The organism is Streptomyces sp. NPDC048644, assembly GCF_043199105.1.
Classification (GTDB): domain Bacteria; phylum Actinomycetota; class Actinomycetes; order Streptomycetales; family Streptomycetaceae; genus Streptomyces.
On sequence record NZ_JBICVO010000002.1, the window covers coordinates 287491 to 301316 of the forward strand.

The 13826-nt window shown below is 73.1% G+C and carries 14 protein-coding genes; 8 read left to right on the forward strand and 6 right to left on the reverse strand.

Annotation, left to right across the window (positions count from 1 at the left end):
• Positions 1-74 precede the first annotated feature (74 nt).
• The 4 genes from ACGFNI_RS05425 (at position 75) to ACGFNI_RS05440 (ending at position 4645) form a co-directional block, all read left to right on the forward strand.
• Entirely contained in the window at positions 75-1001 is a 927-nt protein-coding gene (locus ACGFNI_RS05425) for an arginase family protein (RefSeq protein WP_393680806.1), read from the forward strand.
• A 67-nt stretch (positions 1002-1068) separates the two neighbouring features.
• On the forward strand, positions 1069-2388 hold the full coding sequence (locus ACGFNI_RS05430; RefSeq protein ID WP_393680808.1) for an MFS transporter: 1320 nt from the start codon (positions 1069-1071) through the stop codon (positions 2386-2388).
• A 654-nt stretch (positions 2389-3042) separates the two neighbouring features.
• On the forward strand, positions 3043-3579 hold the full coding sequence (locus ACGFNI_RS05435; protein ID WP_393680810.1) for a hypothetical protein: 537 nt from the start codon (positions 3043-3045) through the stop codon (positions 3577-3579).
• Positions 3580-3685: 106 nt separating this feature from the next.
• Positions 3686-4645 carry a hypothetical protein gene (locus ACGFNI_RS05440; RefSeq protein ID WP_393680812.1) on the forward strand — a complete coding sequence of 320 codons (960 nt, stop codon included), beginning with the start codon at positions 3686-3688 and terminating at the stop codon, positions 4643-4645.
• A gap of 115 nt (positions 4646-4760) precedes the next feature.
• Here ACGFNI_RS05440 and ACGFNI_RS05445 read toward each other — a convergent pair whose 3' ends face one another.
• The 5 genes from ACGFNI_RS05445 to ACGFNI_RS05465 form a co-directional block, all read right to left on the reverse strand.
• Positions 4761-5765 (reverse strand): MASE1 domain-containing protein, encoded by a 1005-nt coding sequence (locus ACGFNI_RS05445; RefSeq protein ID WP_393681449.1) that lies wholly within the window; start codon positions 5763-5765, stop codon positions 4761-4763.
• Between the two features lie 62 nt (positions 5766-5827).
• Entirely contained in the window at positions 5828-6664 is an 837-nt protein-coding gene (locus ACGFNI_RS05450) for a PP2C family protein-serine/threonine phosphatase (protein WP_393680814.1), read from the reverse strand.
• Between the two features lie 231 nt (positions 6665-6895).
• On the reverse strand, positions 6896-8524 hold the full coding sequence (locus ACGFNI_RS05455; RefSeq protein WP_393680816.1) for an APC family permease: 1629 nt from the start codon (positions 8522-8524) through the stop codon (positions 6896-6898).
• 212 nt (positions 8525-8736) lie between these two features.
• Positions 8737-8964 carry an acyl-CoA carboxylase subunit epsilon gene (locus tag ACGFNI_RS05460; RefSeq protein ID WP_393680818.1) on the reverse strand — a complete coding sequence of 76 codons (228 nt, stop codon included), beginning with the start codon at positions 8962-8964 and terminating at the stop codon, positions 8737-8739.
• A gap of 269 nt (positions 8965-9233) precedes the next feature.
• Positions 9234-10133 (reverse strand): LysR family transcriptional regulator, encoded by a 900-nt coding sequence (locus tag ACGFNI_RS05465; protein ID WP_393680819.1) that lies wholly within the window; start codon positions 10131-10133, stop codon positions 9234-9236.
• Between the two features lie 73 nt (positions 10134-10206).
• Between ACGFNI_RS05465 and ACGFNI_RS05470 the strand changes: the two genes are divergently transcribed.
• Positions 10207-11223, forward strand: coding sequence for a DMT family transporter (locus ACGFNI_RS05470; protein ID WP_393680821.1), 1017 nt, complete (start codon positions 10207-10209; stop codon positions 11221-11223).
• Here ACGFNI_RS05470 and ACGFNI_RS05475 read toward each other — a convergent pair.
• Positions 11213-11623, reverse strand: coding sequence for an organic hydroperoxide resistance protein (locus tag ACGFNI_RS05475; protein ID WP_393680823.1), 411 nt, complete (start codon positions 11621-11623; stop codon positions 11213-11215). The two genes, ACGFNI_RS05470 and ACGFNI_RS05475, sit on opposite strands and share 11 nt — an antisense overlap.
• A 128-nt stretch (positions 11624-11751) precedes the next feature.
• On the opposite strand from ACGFNI_RS05475, the gene ACGFNI_RS05480 reads away from it, so the two are divergent.
• The 3 genes from ACGFNI_RS05480 to ACGFNI_RS05490 all read left to right on the forward strand — a co-directional run bounded on the left by ACGFNI_RS05480 (position 11752) and on the right by ACGFNI_RS05490 (position 13788).
• The gene (locus tag ACGFNI_RS05480) at positions 11752-12204 is read left to right on the forward strand and encodes a MarR family winged helix-turn-helix transcriptional regulator (RefSeq protein ID WP_393680824.1); all 453 of its coding nucleotides are present in this window, start codon (positions 11752-11754) and stop codon (positions 12202-12204) included.
• Between the two features lie 214 nt (positions 12205-12418).
• Positions 12419-12550 (forward strand): hypothetical protein, encoded by a 132-nt coding sequence (locus ACGFNI_RS05485; RefSeq protein ID WP_393680826.1) that lies wholly within the window; start codon positions 12419-12421, stop codon positions 12548-12550.
• Positions 12547-13788, forward strand: coding sequence for a beta-ketoacyl-[acyl-carrier-protein] synthase family protein (locus ACGFNI_RS05490; protein ID WP_393680828.1), 1242 nt, complete (start codon positions 12547-12549; stop codon positions 13786-13788). Before ACGFNI_RS05485 ends, ACGFNI_RS05490 begins: the two co-directional genes overlap by 4 nt.
• Positions 13789-13826 lie beyond the last annotated feature (38 nt).

The following is a 13826-nucleotide window of genomic DNA, read 5'->3' on the forward strand; positions in this document are numbered from 1 at the left end:
ATCGCCGCGATCCCTCCCGTTCCCCGATTCCCTCGAATTCCTTCCCACCCCTTCGGTTCACCAGGAGGCCATCGATGGATCTGACAGTGGCGGCGGACGCGGGCCTCTGGAACGGGCTCGCCCTGCCCCCCGACACGACCGCGGCGCCCGACGCCGTCGTCATCGGGGTGCCCTTCGAAGGCGGCGCCGGCGGGGCGGGCGGCGCCTCGCTGGGGCCCGCCCGCGTCCGGGAGCTGTCCCGCCGCGTCAAGACCACCGACCGGCACGGGCGGGACGCGTCCGGAGTCCGGCTGCGTGACCTGGGCGACGTCCCCACCTGGCGGTTCGACCTGCCCCGGTCCGTCGCCCACATCCGGGAGGTCTACGGCGAGGTGTTCCGCGCCACCACCGTGCCGGTCCTGACCTACGGCGGCGACCATTCGGTCACCTACCCCATCGTCTCGGCCGCCGGGGCCGGGCGGCGGCTCGGACTCGTCTGGTTCGACGCGCATCCGGACGTGCTGGACGGCTACCAGGGCTCCACCGTCTCGCACGGCTCGCCGCTGCGCCGGATCATCGAGGACGGCGTGGTCGACCCCGAGAACGTCCTGCTCGTCGGCACCCGCGCCTACGACGATGGCGAGGCCGGCTACATCGAGAAGAAGGGCATCCGGGAGGTACGGGCCGCGCACTTCGCCGATGACCCGCAGCGGGCACGGGACGCCTACCGCCGCCATCTGGCCGAGATCGCGGCGCGGGTCGGCCACTTCTACGCGACGCTCGACATCGACGTGCTCGACGCGTCCTGCGTGCCCGGCACCGGCACACCGGTGGCCGGCGGCTTCGGCACCGGTGAACTGCTCGGCCTGCTGGAGGAGTTGCCCGATCCTGTGATCGGCTACGACATCGTGGAGTTCGCACCGGCCCACGACGTCGGCGGGATGACGGGACACGCGGTCATGGCCGTCACCACCGCCTACTTCGCACGCCTCGCCGCCGCAAAATACGACGCGCGGGCGTGAACACCCGCCACACAGGTACCTTCCCCGCATCCCCTCTTCCGCCGCCAGGAAAGGCAGAAACAGCACAGTGGACCTGCACGACGAGGAATCACCGCCGGCCGGCCGACCGCTCCCGCCGGGGCGCGGGCCGCTCGCGTGGGCACGAGGGGCCGCCCGGAACATCCCCCAGGGGCGGGCGGCCCGCACCTTCCTCCTCGTCGCCTTCGTCGACGCCGCGGGCCGCGGCCTCTTCCTCGCCGGTTCGGCGCTCTTCTACACCCAGGTCATCGGGCTGACCAACGCCCAGGTGGGGCTGGGACTCTCGGTCGCGGGGCTCGTCGGCCTGGTGTGCGCGATCCCCATCGGCTGGCTCGCCGACCGGTTCGGCGACGGCCCGACCCTGGTGGCGCTGCAACTGTGGCGGGCAGCCGCCTTCCTGGTCTATCCGCTGGTCCACGGCTTCGGCACGTTCCTGGTGGTGGCCTGCCTGGTCGGGGCCGTCGAATGGGCTGCGGTGCCGATCATCCAGTCGGTCGCGGGCACCACCAGCGAGGAGCATTCGATGGTGGGCGCGATGGCGGTGGTGGCCGTCGCCCGCAACTCCGCGTACGCGCTGTCCGCGCTGGCCGCGACCGCGGTGATCACCTGGGCTTCGCCGCGCGCCTACGTCGCCTTCGTCCTCTTCAACGCGCTCGGATTCCTCGTATCGGGGCTGTTGTTGCTACGGCTGCGGCTGCCGCGCAGGTCGGCGGACCAGGCGGAGAAACCGGCGCCCGGCTCCAAGCTGCTGCCGTTCAAGAGCGTGCCGTTCCTGCTGCTGTCCCTGACGAACGGCATCCTCTACGCCCACATGCCGATCCTGTCGGTGGCTTTCCCGCTGTGGATCGTCACCCGCACCAACGCGCCGCATTCCCTGGTCGGCATCGCGCTGACCGTCAACACGCTGATGGCGGTCTTCCTCCAGGTACGGCTCAGCAGAGGCGGCGACGCCATCGGGTGCGCGGCCCGCAAGCAACGGACGGCCGGCCTCGCGCTCGCGGCGTTCTGCCTGCTGGTCGCGATGACCGGCACCATGGACGAACCCGCCGCCGCGATCGTGCTGTTGCTGGCCGCCGTCGCCCTCACGCTGGGCGAGCTGTGGCAGTCGGCGGGCGGCTGGGGCATCTCCTACAGCCTGGCCCCCGAGGCGCAGCGCACCTACCAGCTGAGCATCTATCAACTGGGGGCCACCGGCGTCACGGTCGCGGGCCCCGCGCTGCTGGTGATGGCCGTCGTGGACGTGGGCCCATCCGGTTGGCTGGGACTGGCCGCCCTGCTCGCGCTCACGGGGCTCGTCACGCCGTTCCTGGCGCGGCTGGCCGAGCGGTCGTCGGCCGCACCGCAGGCCGCGGCGGCGCAGGCCGACTGAACGGGCGCGAGCCGGTCACGCGGGCCGTGGGCGGGGGAAATGTCCCTCGCCCGACAGCGCACCAACTACCCGGTGAACCAAGGGCATTCGACGTCCATCACCCTTGCGCGGACATCATACGTATGATCTTGTGATTCAATCAGTCACCCCAGCATTACTCGGCGCAACATTAGGTGCTGATTTTGGCAACTTTTGACGCAAGGAGGCCATCCATGGCAACGGCCGTCACGGTGTTCCGCGGAGTGGCCCCGGCCAACAGCCCCGCGTACACCCGTGCCGCCGGCGCACTGCGCGGTCAGCTCACCGCGGCAGACATGGATCCGACCGGCAGAGAAGCACCCGCCGGCCTGCCGGGACCGCATCACCACGCTCGGCCATGTTGACGGTGCGGAGCGCCGAGCCCGGTCAGTCCGGGACAGCCGCTCCGCGCACCGAGGCACGGCCCGGACGGCGGCGGACGGCCTGCCGGGCCACACCGCCGCCACCCCATCGGCCTCTTCGGTGGCCGTCAACTCACGCCCCCGCACGCCGACTTCACCCGGCGCGACCCGCAGCACCGCCCCCTCGCCCGACCCCGGCCGGCGCCCGGCTCCCCTCCCGTACGGCCGCACTCCCTGCCCTCCCGCTCGCCACCTTGGACAAGGACGCCTGTTCATGACGCTCACCCACACCATCTCCGTCGGCGACATCCGCCGGGACCTGCCGGTCGTACGGGTCGCGGAGAACACCCGCATCGCGTTCCTCAAGCTCTACGGCGATGTGGAGCTGACCGTCGCCTGCGCCAAGGCGCTCGCCGGGCGGATGCCGTCGGACGCCGAGGTGATCCTGGGCCCGGAGGCCGGTGGCATCCTCCTCGCCCATGAACTCTCGCGGTACACCGGCCGTCCGTACGTCATCGCCCGCAAGAGGCGGCACCCCAACATGGCACGGCCGGTCCGGGTGCCGGTCCGGAACATCGGCACACCCGACAAGCAGGAGCTGTTCCTCGGCGAGGACGACGCCGCGCTCGTCGAGGGCCGCCGGATCGCCCTCATCGACGAGGTGATCAGCAACAGCGGCGTCCTCACCGCGCTGCACAACCTGGTGGCGGCGGCCGGCGGCACGGTACGGCAGGTGCTGACCGTCGCCACCGAAGGCGAACGCCGCCCGGACGTCGCCTCACTGCTGCACCTGCCCCTCTACAACGGCTGACGCCGCGCCCCTCTCCCGCACCGCTGCGCGGCGGCCCCACCGGCTGCCCGCAGAATCAACTGCCGTGCCCCTCGCCCCTCTTCACCCCTGTCCGTACACTCCGGCCATGATCAGGAAAGCATTCACCACGGCCGTCGCCGGTGCGGCCCTGCTGGCGGTGGCCGGCAGCGCCCAGGCCCACACCCCGCCGACCGGCACGCCGCGTCCCGCGCATTCCCCCGGCACCGTGTCCCACGCGGCGGACGACGGCTGGCAGCAGGTCGGCGATGGCATCACCGCGGGCATCAGCGGCATCGTCGTCGACGGCGTGTCGGGCGACGCGGTGGACACCCTCGCGGTCCGCGACAACAAGGAGGACGGCGAGAACCGTCTGGTGGCGGTGCGCTACCGTCCGGGCGCCGCCCCGCAGGCGCGGCCGGTGACGTGGAGCGGCGAGCAGCCGGTCGACCTGGAAGCGCTCGACGCGGTCCCCGGTCACGCCCACGAGTACGTGGTGCTGGCCAGCGACGGAACGGCGTACCGCATCCGCAGGGACGGCGACACGGCCACCGTCATCGACTCCTTCGCGCTGCCCGGCACTTCGTCCAAGGGCAACTACGAGGGCTTCGCGCTGTCCGCCGTGGACGGCCGCCTGCTCGCGGTCTGGGCGGACCGCGGCGAGGACGACGATCCCGGCGTGCTGACCGCGGCCGAGTGGAATCCGGACACCCACGACTTCGGCAAGCGCGAATCCGCCGACCTGCACGTACCCTTCCCGACCGAGAACGTGCGGCACATCTCGGACGTGAAGATCGCCGCGGACGGCACCCTGACGGTCTCCTCCGCATCCGACCCGGGTGACGACGGCCCGTTCGAATCGACCCTCTACCGCGCCGGAAAGGTCTCGTTCACCGGCGGCCACGACGCCCAACTCGACGTGCCCGCAACGCCGGAGCGAATATCCTCCTTCTCCGGCCACAAGATCGAGGCACTCGCCTGCGTGCCGGGCTCGGCCACCGGGGTGCTCGGCACCGACGACGAGAACGGCGGCGGCTGGATCACCTCCGCCGATTTCTGCCATCCGTAAGAAACCGCGGCTGCCGGGTGGTTGACGGCGAGCGGGGACGCGGGGCGGGTGGCCTGGTGCCGCCCGCCCCGCTGCATGCCGGGGCGCCGGGGCGTCCCGGACGGCGGTCCGGTCGTCAGGACTGCTCGTCCTTCCACCTCTTCGGCCGTCCGTCCGGTGGCCAGCGGTGCGCGGTTTCGCCGGGTGCCAGGCGGTCCACCACCTCGGCCAGTTCCCGGCAGGCGTCCTCGATCTTGCGGCGGATGCCGTTCTGCTCCGTGACGGTCGCCGCGAGCAGCAGCGCGGTGAGCGCGGCCGAGGCGTTCAGCGCCTGGAGGTTGACCATCACGGAGAAGAGGCTGTGCCCCGCGAACGGACCGGCCCTGTCCTTGGCTGCGGTGATCGCCAGGACGGAGATGATCAGGGCGCACGGGGCGGCCCCGGCGAGCTGGAAGCGGAGCGCCGCCCAGACGATCAGCGGGAAGACGAGGAAGAGCAGGGCGAGCGAACTGCGGGTGCCGAGCAGGGAGATGCCGGCCGCGGCGAGCAGCAGGGCGGACGCCTCGGCCCAGCGCGACGGGACGGAGAGCGGCAGCCGGATCGCCCGTAGCGACAGCAGCAGCGGCGTGATGATCAGGACGCCCATCGCGTCGCCCGCCCACCACGCCGACCAGGTGGGCCAGAACCCGCCGGCGGGCAGTTTCCCGCTGAGGAGCAGCGTGCCGGTGCCCAGCGTCGCACTGATCAGCATGCCGGCGAAGGCGCCGAGCACGACCAGCGCCACCCCGTCCCGCAGCCGGTCGAGTTCGACGCGGAAGCCGGCTCTGCGCAGCATCAGGAAGGCGGCCACCGGGCCGAGCGTGTTGCCCAGGAGATTGCCGATGATGCCGATGTCGAGCGGGCCGAGGGTGGCGATGACGAGGAAGGTGCCGAGGACGACGCCGGGCCAGGTGCGCAGACCGAAGAGCAGGAAGCAGCTGAGGGCGATGCCGGTGGGCGGCCAGAGCGGGGTGACCACCGCTCCCGCGATCACCACCTGCTCCAGCAGGCCGATACGGGCAGCCGCGTAGTAGGCGGCGGCGAGGGCGAGGATCCTCAGGGCCGCGGTCGCCGGACGCCGGACATCCTCGGTGCGCACCACAGCAGTCATCAGACAACGTCGGCGACGCCCTGCGGCCACCGACACGCACACCTGGCCGTGCGTCACTCCGGGCCGCGGGCCGCCCTGTCGAAGCAGAGGGCGATCACCGCGGCGTCGTCGGCGTGACCGGTGAATTCGGCCACGCCCATGACGGCCTCGGCGACGGCGGCCGGGTCGCCGTGCGGTGCCCGGATACTGACCCGCCGGGTCGCCTCCGCGAGGCCAGCCTCGATCGGGAACGAAGGCCCTTCGACCACACCGTCGGTGAGCAGGACGAACGCCCCGGCCTTGGTCAGCGGGCGGCGGGTCACCGGGTAGGTTTCGCCGGGCAGCACGCCGAGCGGCACCCCGCCGGCGTCCTCGGCGAGACCGCAGCGGCCGTCGGACGTGGCCCAGACACCGGGGATGTGGCCCGCGCGGGCGCTGGACAACTCCCAGGTGACGGGGTCGAAGCGGAGGAACGTGCAGGTGGCGAAGAGACCGGAATCCACGGACAGCAGCAGGTCGTTGGCGCGGCTCAGCACCTCTCCCGGGTCGGCGGCGACGGTGGCCACGGCGCGCAGCCCGATCCGGATCTGTCCCATGAAGGCGGCGGCTTCGACGTCGTGGCCCTGTACGTCGCCGAGCGAGAAGGCGACCGACCCGTCGGGCAGTGTGAAGCCGTCGTACCAGTCGCCGCCGATGTCCAGGCCGTGCCGGGCGGGGGCGTATCCGGCCGCGGCCCGCAGGCCGGGGAGCTGCGGCAGCGCGGCCGGCAGCATCTCCCGCTGGAGGGCCTGGGCGAGCTCCACCCTGGCCCGCTGCAGCTCCGCTCCCGCCCGTGCCTGGGCGGTGAGCCGCCCGAGCGTGGTCAGCAGGTCGTCGGCGCTCACCGACCGCGGAGGACGACGCCGGAACATGGACGACTCCGAGGTGCATCAGGTCGTGGGCCGCTGCGGGGTGCCCCTTCCGGCCTCCTGAACGGGTGCCCCGGCCGGGACACCCCTGCCGGGCCTCTCCTTCGGGTGGCGCCGGACGGCCCCACCCGGAAACTCCACGCTCAGGATAGGCGCGCCGGGCGCCTTCCGCTTGGCGGTGGCAGGCGCCCGGCGGGCGGGGACGCGGCGCCCGTGCGGCAGTGCGGGCCGTGGTCAGGCGGCGGGGGCGGGGGTCGTGGCCCGGTACGTGACTCCGGAGCGGACCGCCCAGAAGAAGACGGCCAGGGCGATGACGGCGACGGTGAGCGAGTCGTACGGGGCGGGGAGCCGGGCGGAGCCCTCGAAGGTGCCGAGCCAGGACAGCAGGGTCAGGGCGGCGAGGTAGCACACCAGCCAGGCGCCGGTCCGCAGTTCGGCGGTGAGCGACCCGCGGCGCCCGCCGGGTTCCGTGCCGCGCTGCGCGCCGGGGCGCCGCATGGCCAGGAAGATCAGGATCCCGCCGAGCACGAGGGGCAGCGCGAGCCGCAGGTCGTGCCAGCCCGACCAGTAGACGAACTCGGTGGCCACCACGAAGCTGAGCGGGGCGATCCAGCGCAGCCCCGGCACCCATCCCGCGGTGCCCCCGCCCGGCTCGGCCCTGAAGACGGCGACGGCCACCGCCGACGCCGCGTAGATCAGCAGGTACATGTCGCCCATCACGCTGACGATGTCCTGCCAGCCGCCGACCGGGAGCAGGAAGACGATGATCACCGCGAGGTTGATGACCAGGGCGCGGCGCGGCATGCCGGAGCGCTCGTGCACCTTCATGAAGAAGCGCGGGATGGTGCCGTTCTTGGCGAGCGCGTAGGTGTGCCGCGCGTCGATCGCCACGCCGACGTAGGCGGAGCCGCCGGGCGAGATGACCGCGTCGGCGTAGAGCAGGCTGGAGAGCCAGTGCAGATTGAGGATCAGGGCGAGCTGGCCGAAGGGTGATTCGAAGGAGACGCCGCTCCAGCCGCCGCCGAGCAGCTTGTCGGGGACGGTGAACAGGAAGGCCACCTGGAGGGCCAGGTACATCAGGACGGCCAGGCCGATGCCGGTGAGGACGGCGGCGGGGATGGTGCGGCGCGGGTTGCGGGTCTCGCCGGAGAAGTCCAGCGGGGCCTGGAACCCGTTGACGGAGTAGACGATGCCGCCGCCGGCCAGCGCGGTCAGGCAGGCCGCGTAGCCGTACGGGGCGAAGCCGCCGTGGTCGGTGAGGCGGCCGGAGTGCCAGCCGGAGGCGATGAGCGCGATCACGGTGATCACCGGGACGACGATTTTGAACACCGAGACGAGATTGTTGAGTTGGGCGAACATCCGTACCGCGAACCAGTTCAGCGCGGTCAGCAGCACGCTGAGTCCGGCGGCGAGCGCGAGCCCGGATGCGGTGAGGGTGTGGCCGTTGTAGATGTCCGGCAGGTAGTGCGCGGCGTACTGCATGATCGCGCTGATCTCGGCGGCGGTGCCGCCCACCGACAGCAGCACCGACCAGCCGACGAGGGTGCCGACCAGGCGCCCGCTGGCGAACAGCGGCCAGCGGACCGTGCCGCCGCCCTCGGGACGCGAGGCGCCGAGTTCGATCATGACGAGGGCGACCAGGGCGCACAGCAGCCCCGCCCCGATCCAGGACAGCAGCGACGCGGGGCCCGCGGTCTGCGCCGCGTACATGGCCGCGAACAGCCACCCGGAGCCGACGATGTTGGAGAAGCCGATCGCGGTCAGCCCCCAGAAGCCCAGTTCCCTGCGGAGCCTGCCCTCCTGTATCTGCACCCCCGGCGCGTCGGCGCCCCCGCCCCCACCTGTCACCTGACGCTCCGACACAGCTTCGGCCTCCTGCTTCGCTTCCCGGCTGGACGGCCCTGCGTGCGCGGGACCTGACGCGGATTCTGCCGGTCAGCACCCCGGATCCCCCAAGCGGCCCGGCCTTCACCGCCCACCGTGCGGTCTTACCTGCCGAGATGTCCCTGTTCGCTCCCTGGGACGGATGGCGTACGCGCCCGGCGGCCGGCACCGGTCCGCCGGGCGCGTGGTACTCAGCCGCACGTCCAGCAGCCGGCCCAGCAGGCCAAGGGCGGGAGATGGTGCCGGTGGGCGCGGTCGGCGCGGAGCCCCGCGGGCCGCTCGTCCTGGGCGCCGGCGATGCCCTGGGCCAGCCGGGCCCAGAGGATCACCGTGATCGCCGCGAGTTCCTCGGGCTCGGCCACGCCCTTGTCGATGCGCAGCGCGAAGTCGTGGGGCGGGCCGTCGGCGGGGGCGGTCACGGCCGGGGTCCTGTGGGGGGACGGCGCAACCCGTGTGCCGGGTGTCCCGGTCGGGGCGCGGTGTGGGGGGCGGGTGGTGCGGTCACACGGCCGACCCTAGAAGCGCAGGCGGGAGCCGTCGCGCCGACGCTCGCCGACCGGGTGGCGCCCGCGCCGCGCCGCGCCCGCCGCCGCGGCCCACGGGCTGCCGCGCAACGCCCCGCGCCCCGTAGGCCGTTCGGGCGAGCGGCGGCTCCCGGGACCGGGCCGGCCGGCCGCCGCCGTCCGGGTCAGGACATCCGGGTGGGCTGTGCCGACAGGATGTTGACGCAGGCGCGGACCGGCGGGCTCGCGGTGCGGGTGAGCCAGGCGGCCTTGATGTCGCGGCGCAGGGCGGGGCGGGTACGCAGGAACCGCACGGCGGGTGGGGCGAGGCCGCGGGACACGGCGGGGATGAGGGCGGCGGCGATGCCCTGCTCGACCAGGGCGAGCTGGGTGAGATGTTCGGCGACGGTGTAGCGCACCTCGGGTTCGACGTCTTCGGCGCGCAGCGCCTGAAGGAGCGCTTCGTACGGCTCGGTGCCCGGCGGGCAGGCGGTCCACGCGGTGCCCGCCAGCTCGGCGAGGCCGACCGTTTCCCGGTCGCCGAGCGGGTGGTCAGCGGACACCGCCACGTAGGCGTCCTCGCTGGTCAGCGTCTGTACGCTCACGCCTTCGGGGACGAAGAGGGGGCGGTTGGCCCAGCTTTCGACGAGCAGCAGGTCGAGGGTGCCGGCGAGCAGCAGCGGCAACAGGTCGACGGCCTCCCCGTCGCGCACCGTGGGGGCCAGCCGGGGGTGGGCGGCGGTCAGTGCGGCCAGCGCCCTGGGCAGCAGGGCGCGTACCGCACTGCCCACGCCGCCGATCCGCAGCGGGCCGATGACGTCGTCGCCGAGGTCGGCGAGATCCCGCTCGGCGGCGGCGAGTTGGGCGAGCAGCCGGTCGGCGTGGCCGGCGAGGACGCGTCCCGCGTGGGTGAGGCGGACGCTGCGGCCCTGGGGTTCGAGCAGCGGATGCCCGGCCTCGCGTTCCAGTTTGGCGAGCTGCTGGGAGACGCCCGACGGGGTCAGCTGGAGCGTCTTGGCGGCCTGGGCGATGGAGCCGTGGGCGGCCACCGCGGCGAGGGCGCGGAGCCGGTCGATGCTGAACACATCAGCAATTCTACTGGGTATTGCCGCCGAATCTTCGCTTTTCCTTCTGGGTTGTGACGGCCAGAGTGGACGCATGGGATCCGACGAGGCGCGGAACGAGGCGACGGCGTCCCCGGCGACGGCACTGCGGGCCGGAGCCGGGCGGGCGCCGGATGGCGCGGTGCCGCGCCGCGCGGGGCGCTGGAGCAGGCCGGTGGCGGGGGTCGTCGCCGGGTCCGCGTGCATCTCGGCGTCGGCGGTGTTCATGAAGCTGTCCGGTACGAACGCGGGGACGGCGGCGTTCCTGCGGTGCGTGCTCGCGCTGCCGGTGCTGGTGCCGCTCGCGCTGCGGGAGCGGCGGCGGACCGGGCGCCGGCCGGTGTCCCACCTGCTGACGGATCTCGTGGCCGGGCTGCTGCTCGGCGTCGACCTGGTCTTCTGGGCGGCGAGCGTCCTGCACGTCGGCGCCGCCGTCGCCACGCTGCTGCTCAACGTCCAGGTCGTGGTCTTCCCGCTGCTCGCCAGGCTGGTATCGAAGGCGGCGCTGTCCCGGCGGTTCCTGTGCACGGCTCCGCTGATGCTGGGCGGGGTCGCGCTCGCGAGCGGCGCCGTCGGGCAGCCGCAGCCGGGCAGCGATCCGGTGGCGGGTGTGGCGTACGGGATCGCCGCCGGGGTGGCGTACGCCGGGTACCTGTTCCTGCTGCGGCTCGGCGGCGGGCGGGCGCAGACCGTCGCCCCGGTGTGCGTGTCCACCGGGGCGGCGGCCGTGGCAGCCGCGGTGCTGGGCGGCCTGTGGACGGGCATCGACCTGGCCCCCGGCTGGCCGGCCTGGGGCTGGCTGGCGGCGCTGGCAGTGTTCGGGCAGGTCCTGGCCTGGCTGCTGATCACCACCGCGCTGCCACGGCTGGCCCCGCACGCCGGGGCCGCGCTGCTGCTGCTCCAGCCCGTGCTGGCGCTGCTGCTGGGCCTGGCCATCGGCGAGCGTCCGACGGTCACCCAGCTCGCCGGGTGCGCGGTGGTGATCGCGGCCGTGGGGTTCAACAGCCGTACGGGAAAGGCGCGTACGGGCAGCGGCACGGCGGACACCGGGCACGGGCGGGCTACTCGATGACCAGCTCGACGTCGATGTTGCCGCGGGTCGCCTTCGAGTAGGGGCAGTACTGGTGGGTGGCCTCGACGAGCTGCCTGCCCTTCTCGCCCGCGAGGCTGTCCGGCAGCTCCACCCGCATGACGACGGCCAGGCCGAAGCCGGTGTCGTCCTTGCCGATGGAGACCTCGGCGGTGACCGAGACGTCCTTGGTGTCCACCTTCAGCTGCCTTCCGACGTTCCCCATCGCGCTGGCGAAGCACGCGGCGTATCCGGCGGCGAAGAGCTGCTCCGGGTTGGTGCCCGCACCGTCGCCGCCGAGCGCGGGCGGCATGGCCAGAGCCAGATCGATGCGGCCGTCGGAGCTGACCGCCCGTCCCTCACGGCCGTTGGCGGTGGCGACAGCGGTGTAGAGCGCGTCCATCACGGAACTCCTTCGATAGCGCGGCGGCCGAATTTCGACCGCCCGACACCCATAAAGATTGCACACAACTAAGTTGTGCGCAATTAAGCCTCCCGCGACTCAATGCCGTGGAGGGCTAATCTGGAGCCATGACCACGCCCCCGGTACCCGACACCGAACTGCTCCGGCTCGACCACCAGGTCTGCTTCTCGCTGCACGCCGCCTCGCGCGCGTTCGGCGGCGTCTACCGGGACGCGCTCAAGGACCTCGGGCTGACCTACCCCCAGTACCTGGTCATGCTCGTGCTCTGGGAGGACGGCCCGCGGCCCGTCAAGGCCATCGGCGAGCGCCTCCGCCTCGACTCCGGCACCCTCTCCCCGCTTCTCAAGCGCCTGGAGACGGCCGGCCTGGTACGCCGCGAACGCAGCACCGACGACGAGCGGTCGGTGACCGTCCGCCTCACCCCGGACGGCGAGGATCTGCGCGAGCGCGCCCTGCCCGTACCCCGCCGGATGCTCGCGGCGACCGGCCTCACCCTTGAGGAACTCCGCACCCTGCGCGGCCTGTTGGGGCGGGTGACCGGCGCACTCGACGAGGCGTGAGCCCCGCGGCGCCGGGCCCTGGACCGTCCCGATCCAGCCACGCCCCGTACCCTCCCGTCGCCCCGCGCCGTTAGACCTGGCAAGTGCCTTCCGCGGTACGCGCACAGGGGGCGCGCGCCCTGTATGCGCCCCTGTGCAGCACAGCCGGAGCCGCCGGCGCGCACCCGCCGGGCCGCGGTTGGCAGATCGCCCACGAACAGCGGAGGAGTGCCACGTGAACGCGGCAGAAGTCGTCAGCACCTTGCTGACCCAACGATCCGGGACCGATCCGGCCGGCGTCACCACCGAGCCCCCGCTGCGCCACCCCCGGCCGACGGCGCCCGTCGACGGCGAAGTCGCCGCGTGACGGCCGCCCGTAAGCCGTTCTCCGCGGCGGTGACAGGCATCGGACTGGTGACGGCCGCGGGTGTCGGCACCAAGGCCACCTGGCACGCCGTCACCGAGGATCCTTCCCCTTCCGGAGTCCGGCACAGACCCGAACTGACCGATCTGCCCTGCGACTTCATGTACGGCGCCGACGACCTGGACACCACCGCGGTGCTGGGCGTCGCGGCCATCCGCCTGCTGGACCGCTTCGCGCAGCTCGCGGTGATCGCGGCCCGCGAGGCGATGTCCGACGCCGGCCTCGACGCCACCACCTGGGACAGCACCCGGGTCGCCGTCGTCATCGGCTCGGCCCACGGCGGACTGCCCTTCTACGACGAGCAGCACACCGCCCTGCTCGAACGCGGCGCCCGCCGGGTCTCCCCCAAACTCGCCCCGCTGACCGTCATCAACAGCGCGGCCAGCAACGTCTCCATGGACCTGGGCGCGCAGGGCCCCAGCCTCGGTGTGGCGACCGCGTGCTCATCGGGGACCGTCGCCCTGGGCACCGCGCACCAACTGCTGCGCTCCGGGGCCTGCGACATCGCCATCGCCGGCGGCGCCGAGTCGGTGTGCTCGCGGCTGCTGATCGCCAGCGCCTGCCAGATGAAGGCGGTCTCCACCCGACGGGACGACCCGGCAGCCGCCTGCCGCCCCTTCGACACCGACCGGGACGGCTTCGTCGTCGGCGAAGGCGCCGGCCTCCTGGTCCTGGAACGCCCCGAGCACGCCAGGGCACGCGGCGCCACGATCCGCGCCAACCTCGCCGGATACGGCGCGTCCAGCGACGCGTACGCCGCGGTGGCGCCTGACCCCGAAGGCCGGGGCATCGAGCGCGCGCTGCGCACCGCGATGGCGGACGCGGAGGTGACGGCGGCCGACGTCGGGCACGTCAACGCGCACGGCACCTCGACGGTCGTCAACGACCGGATCGAGGCGACGATGCTGCGCCGGGTGATCGGCGCGCACCCGCTGGTCACCTCCACCAAGGCGATGACCGGGCACACGCTGGGCGCCGCCGGCGGCATCGAGACGGCGCTGACGGTGCTCGCGCTGGAAGCGCAGTTGGTGCCGCCGACCGTCAATCTCGACACACCGGATCCGCGGATCCCGATGGAGATCGTGCGCAGGGAAGCCCGCTCCGCCCGGTTCGACTGCGCGGTCAAGACGTCGCTCGGCTTCGGCGGGCACAACGCCGCGCTGGTCCTGACCCGCGGCTGACCGCATCCCCGCCCGGCCGCCGTCGGCTCACACCACGG

Bases quoted from the DNA above. Each gene is read 5' to 3' on its own strand.
- ACGFNI_RS05440 (WP_393680812.1), top strand. From the start codon at position 3,686: ATGATCAGGAAAGCATTCACCACGGCCGTCGCCGGTGCGGCCCTGCTG.
- ACGFNI_RS05435 (WP_393680810.1), top strand. From the start codon at position 3,043: ATGACGCTCACCCACACCATCTCCGTCGGCGACATCCGCCGGGACCTG.
- ACGFNI_RS05480 (WP_393680824.1), top strand. From the start codon at position 11,752: ATGACCACGCCCCCGGTACCCGACACCGAACTGCTCCGGCTCGACCAC.
- ACGFNI_RS05425 (WP_393680806.1), top strand. From the start codon at position 75: ATGGATCTGACAGTGGCGGCGGACGCGGGCCTCTGGAACGGGCTCGCC.
- ACGFNI_RS05475 (WP_393680823.1), bottom strand. From the start codon at position 11,623: ATGGACGCGCTCTACACCGCTGTCGCCACCGCCAACGGCCGTGAGGGA.
- ACGFNI_RS05450 (WP_393680814.1), bottom strand. From the start codon at position 6,664: ATGTTCCGGCGTCGTCCTCCGCGGTCGGTGAGCGCCGACGACCTGCTG.
- ACGFNI_RS05470 (WP_393680821.1), top strand. From the start codon at position 10,207: ATGGGATCCGACGAGGCGCGGAACGAGGCGACGGCGTCCCCGGCGACG.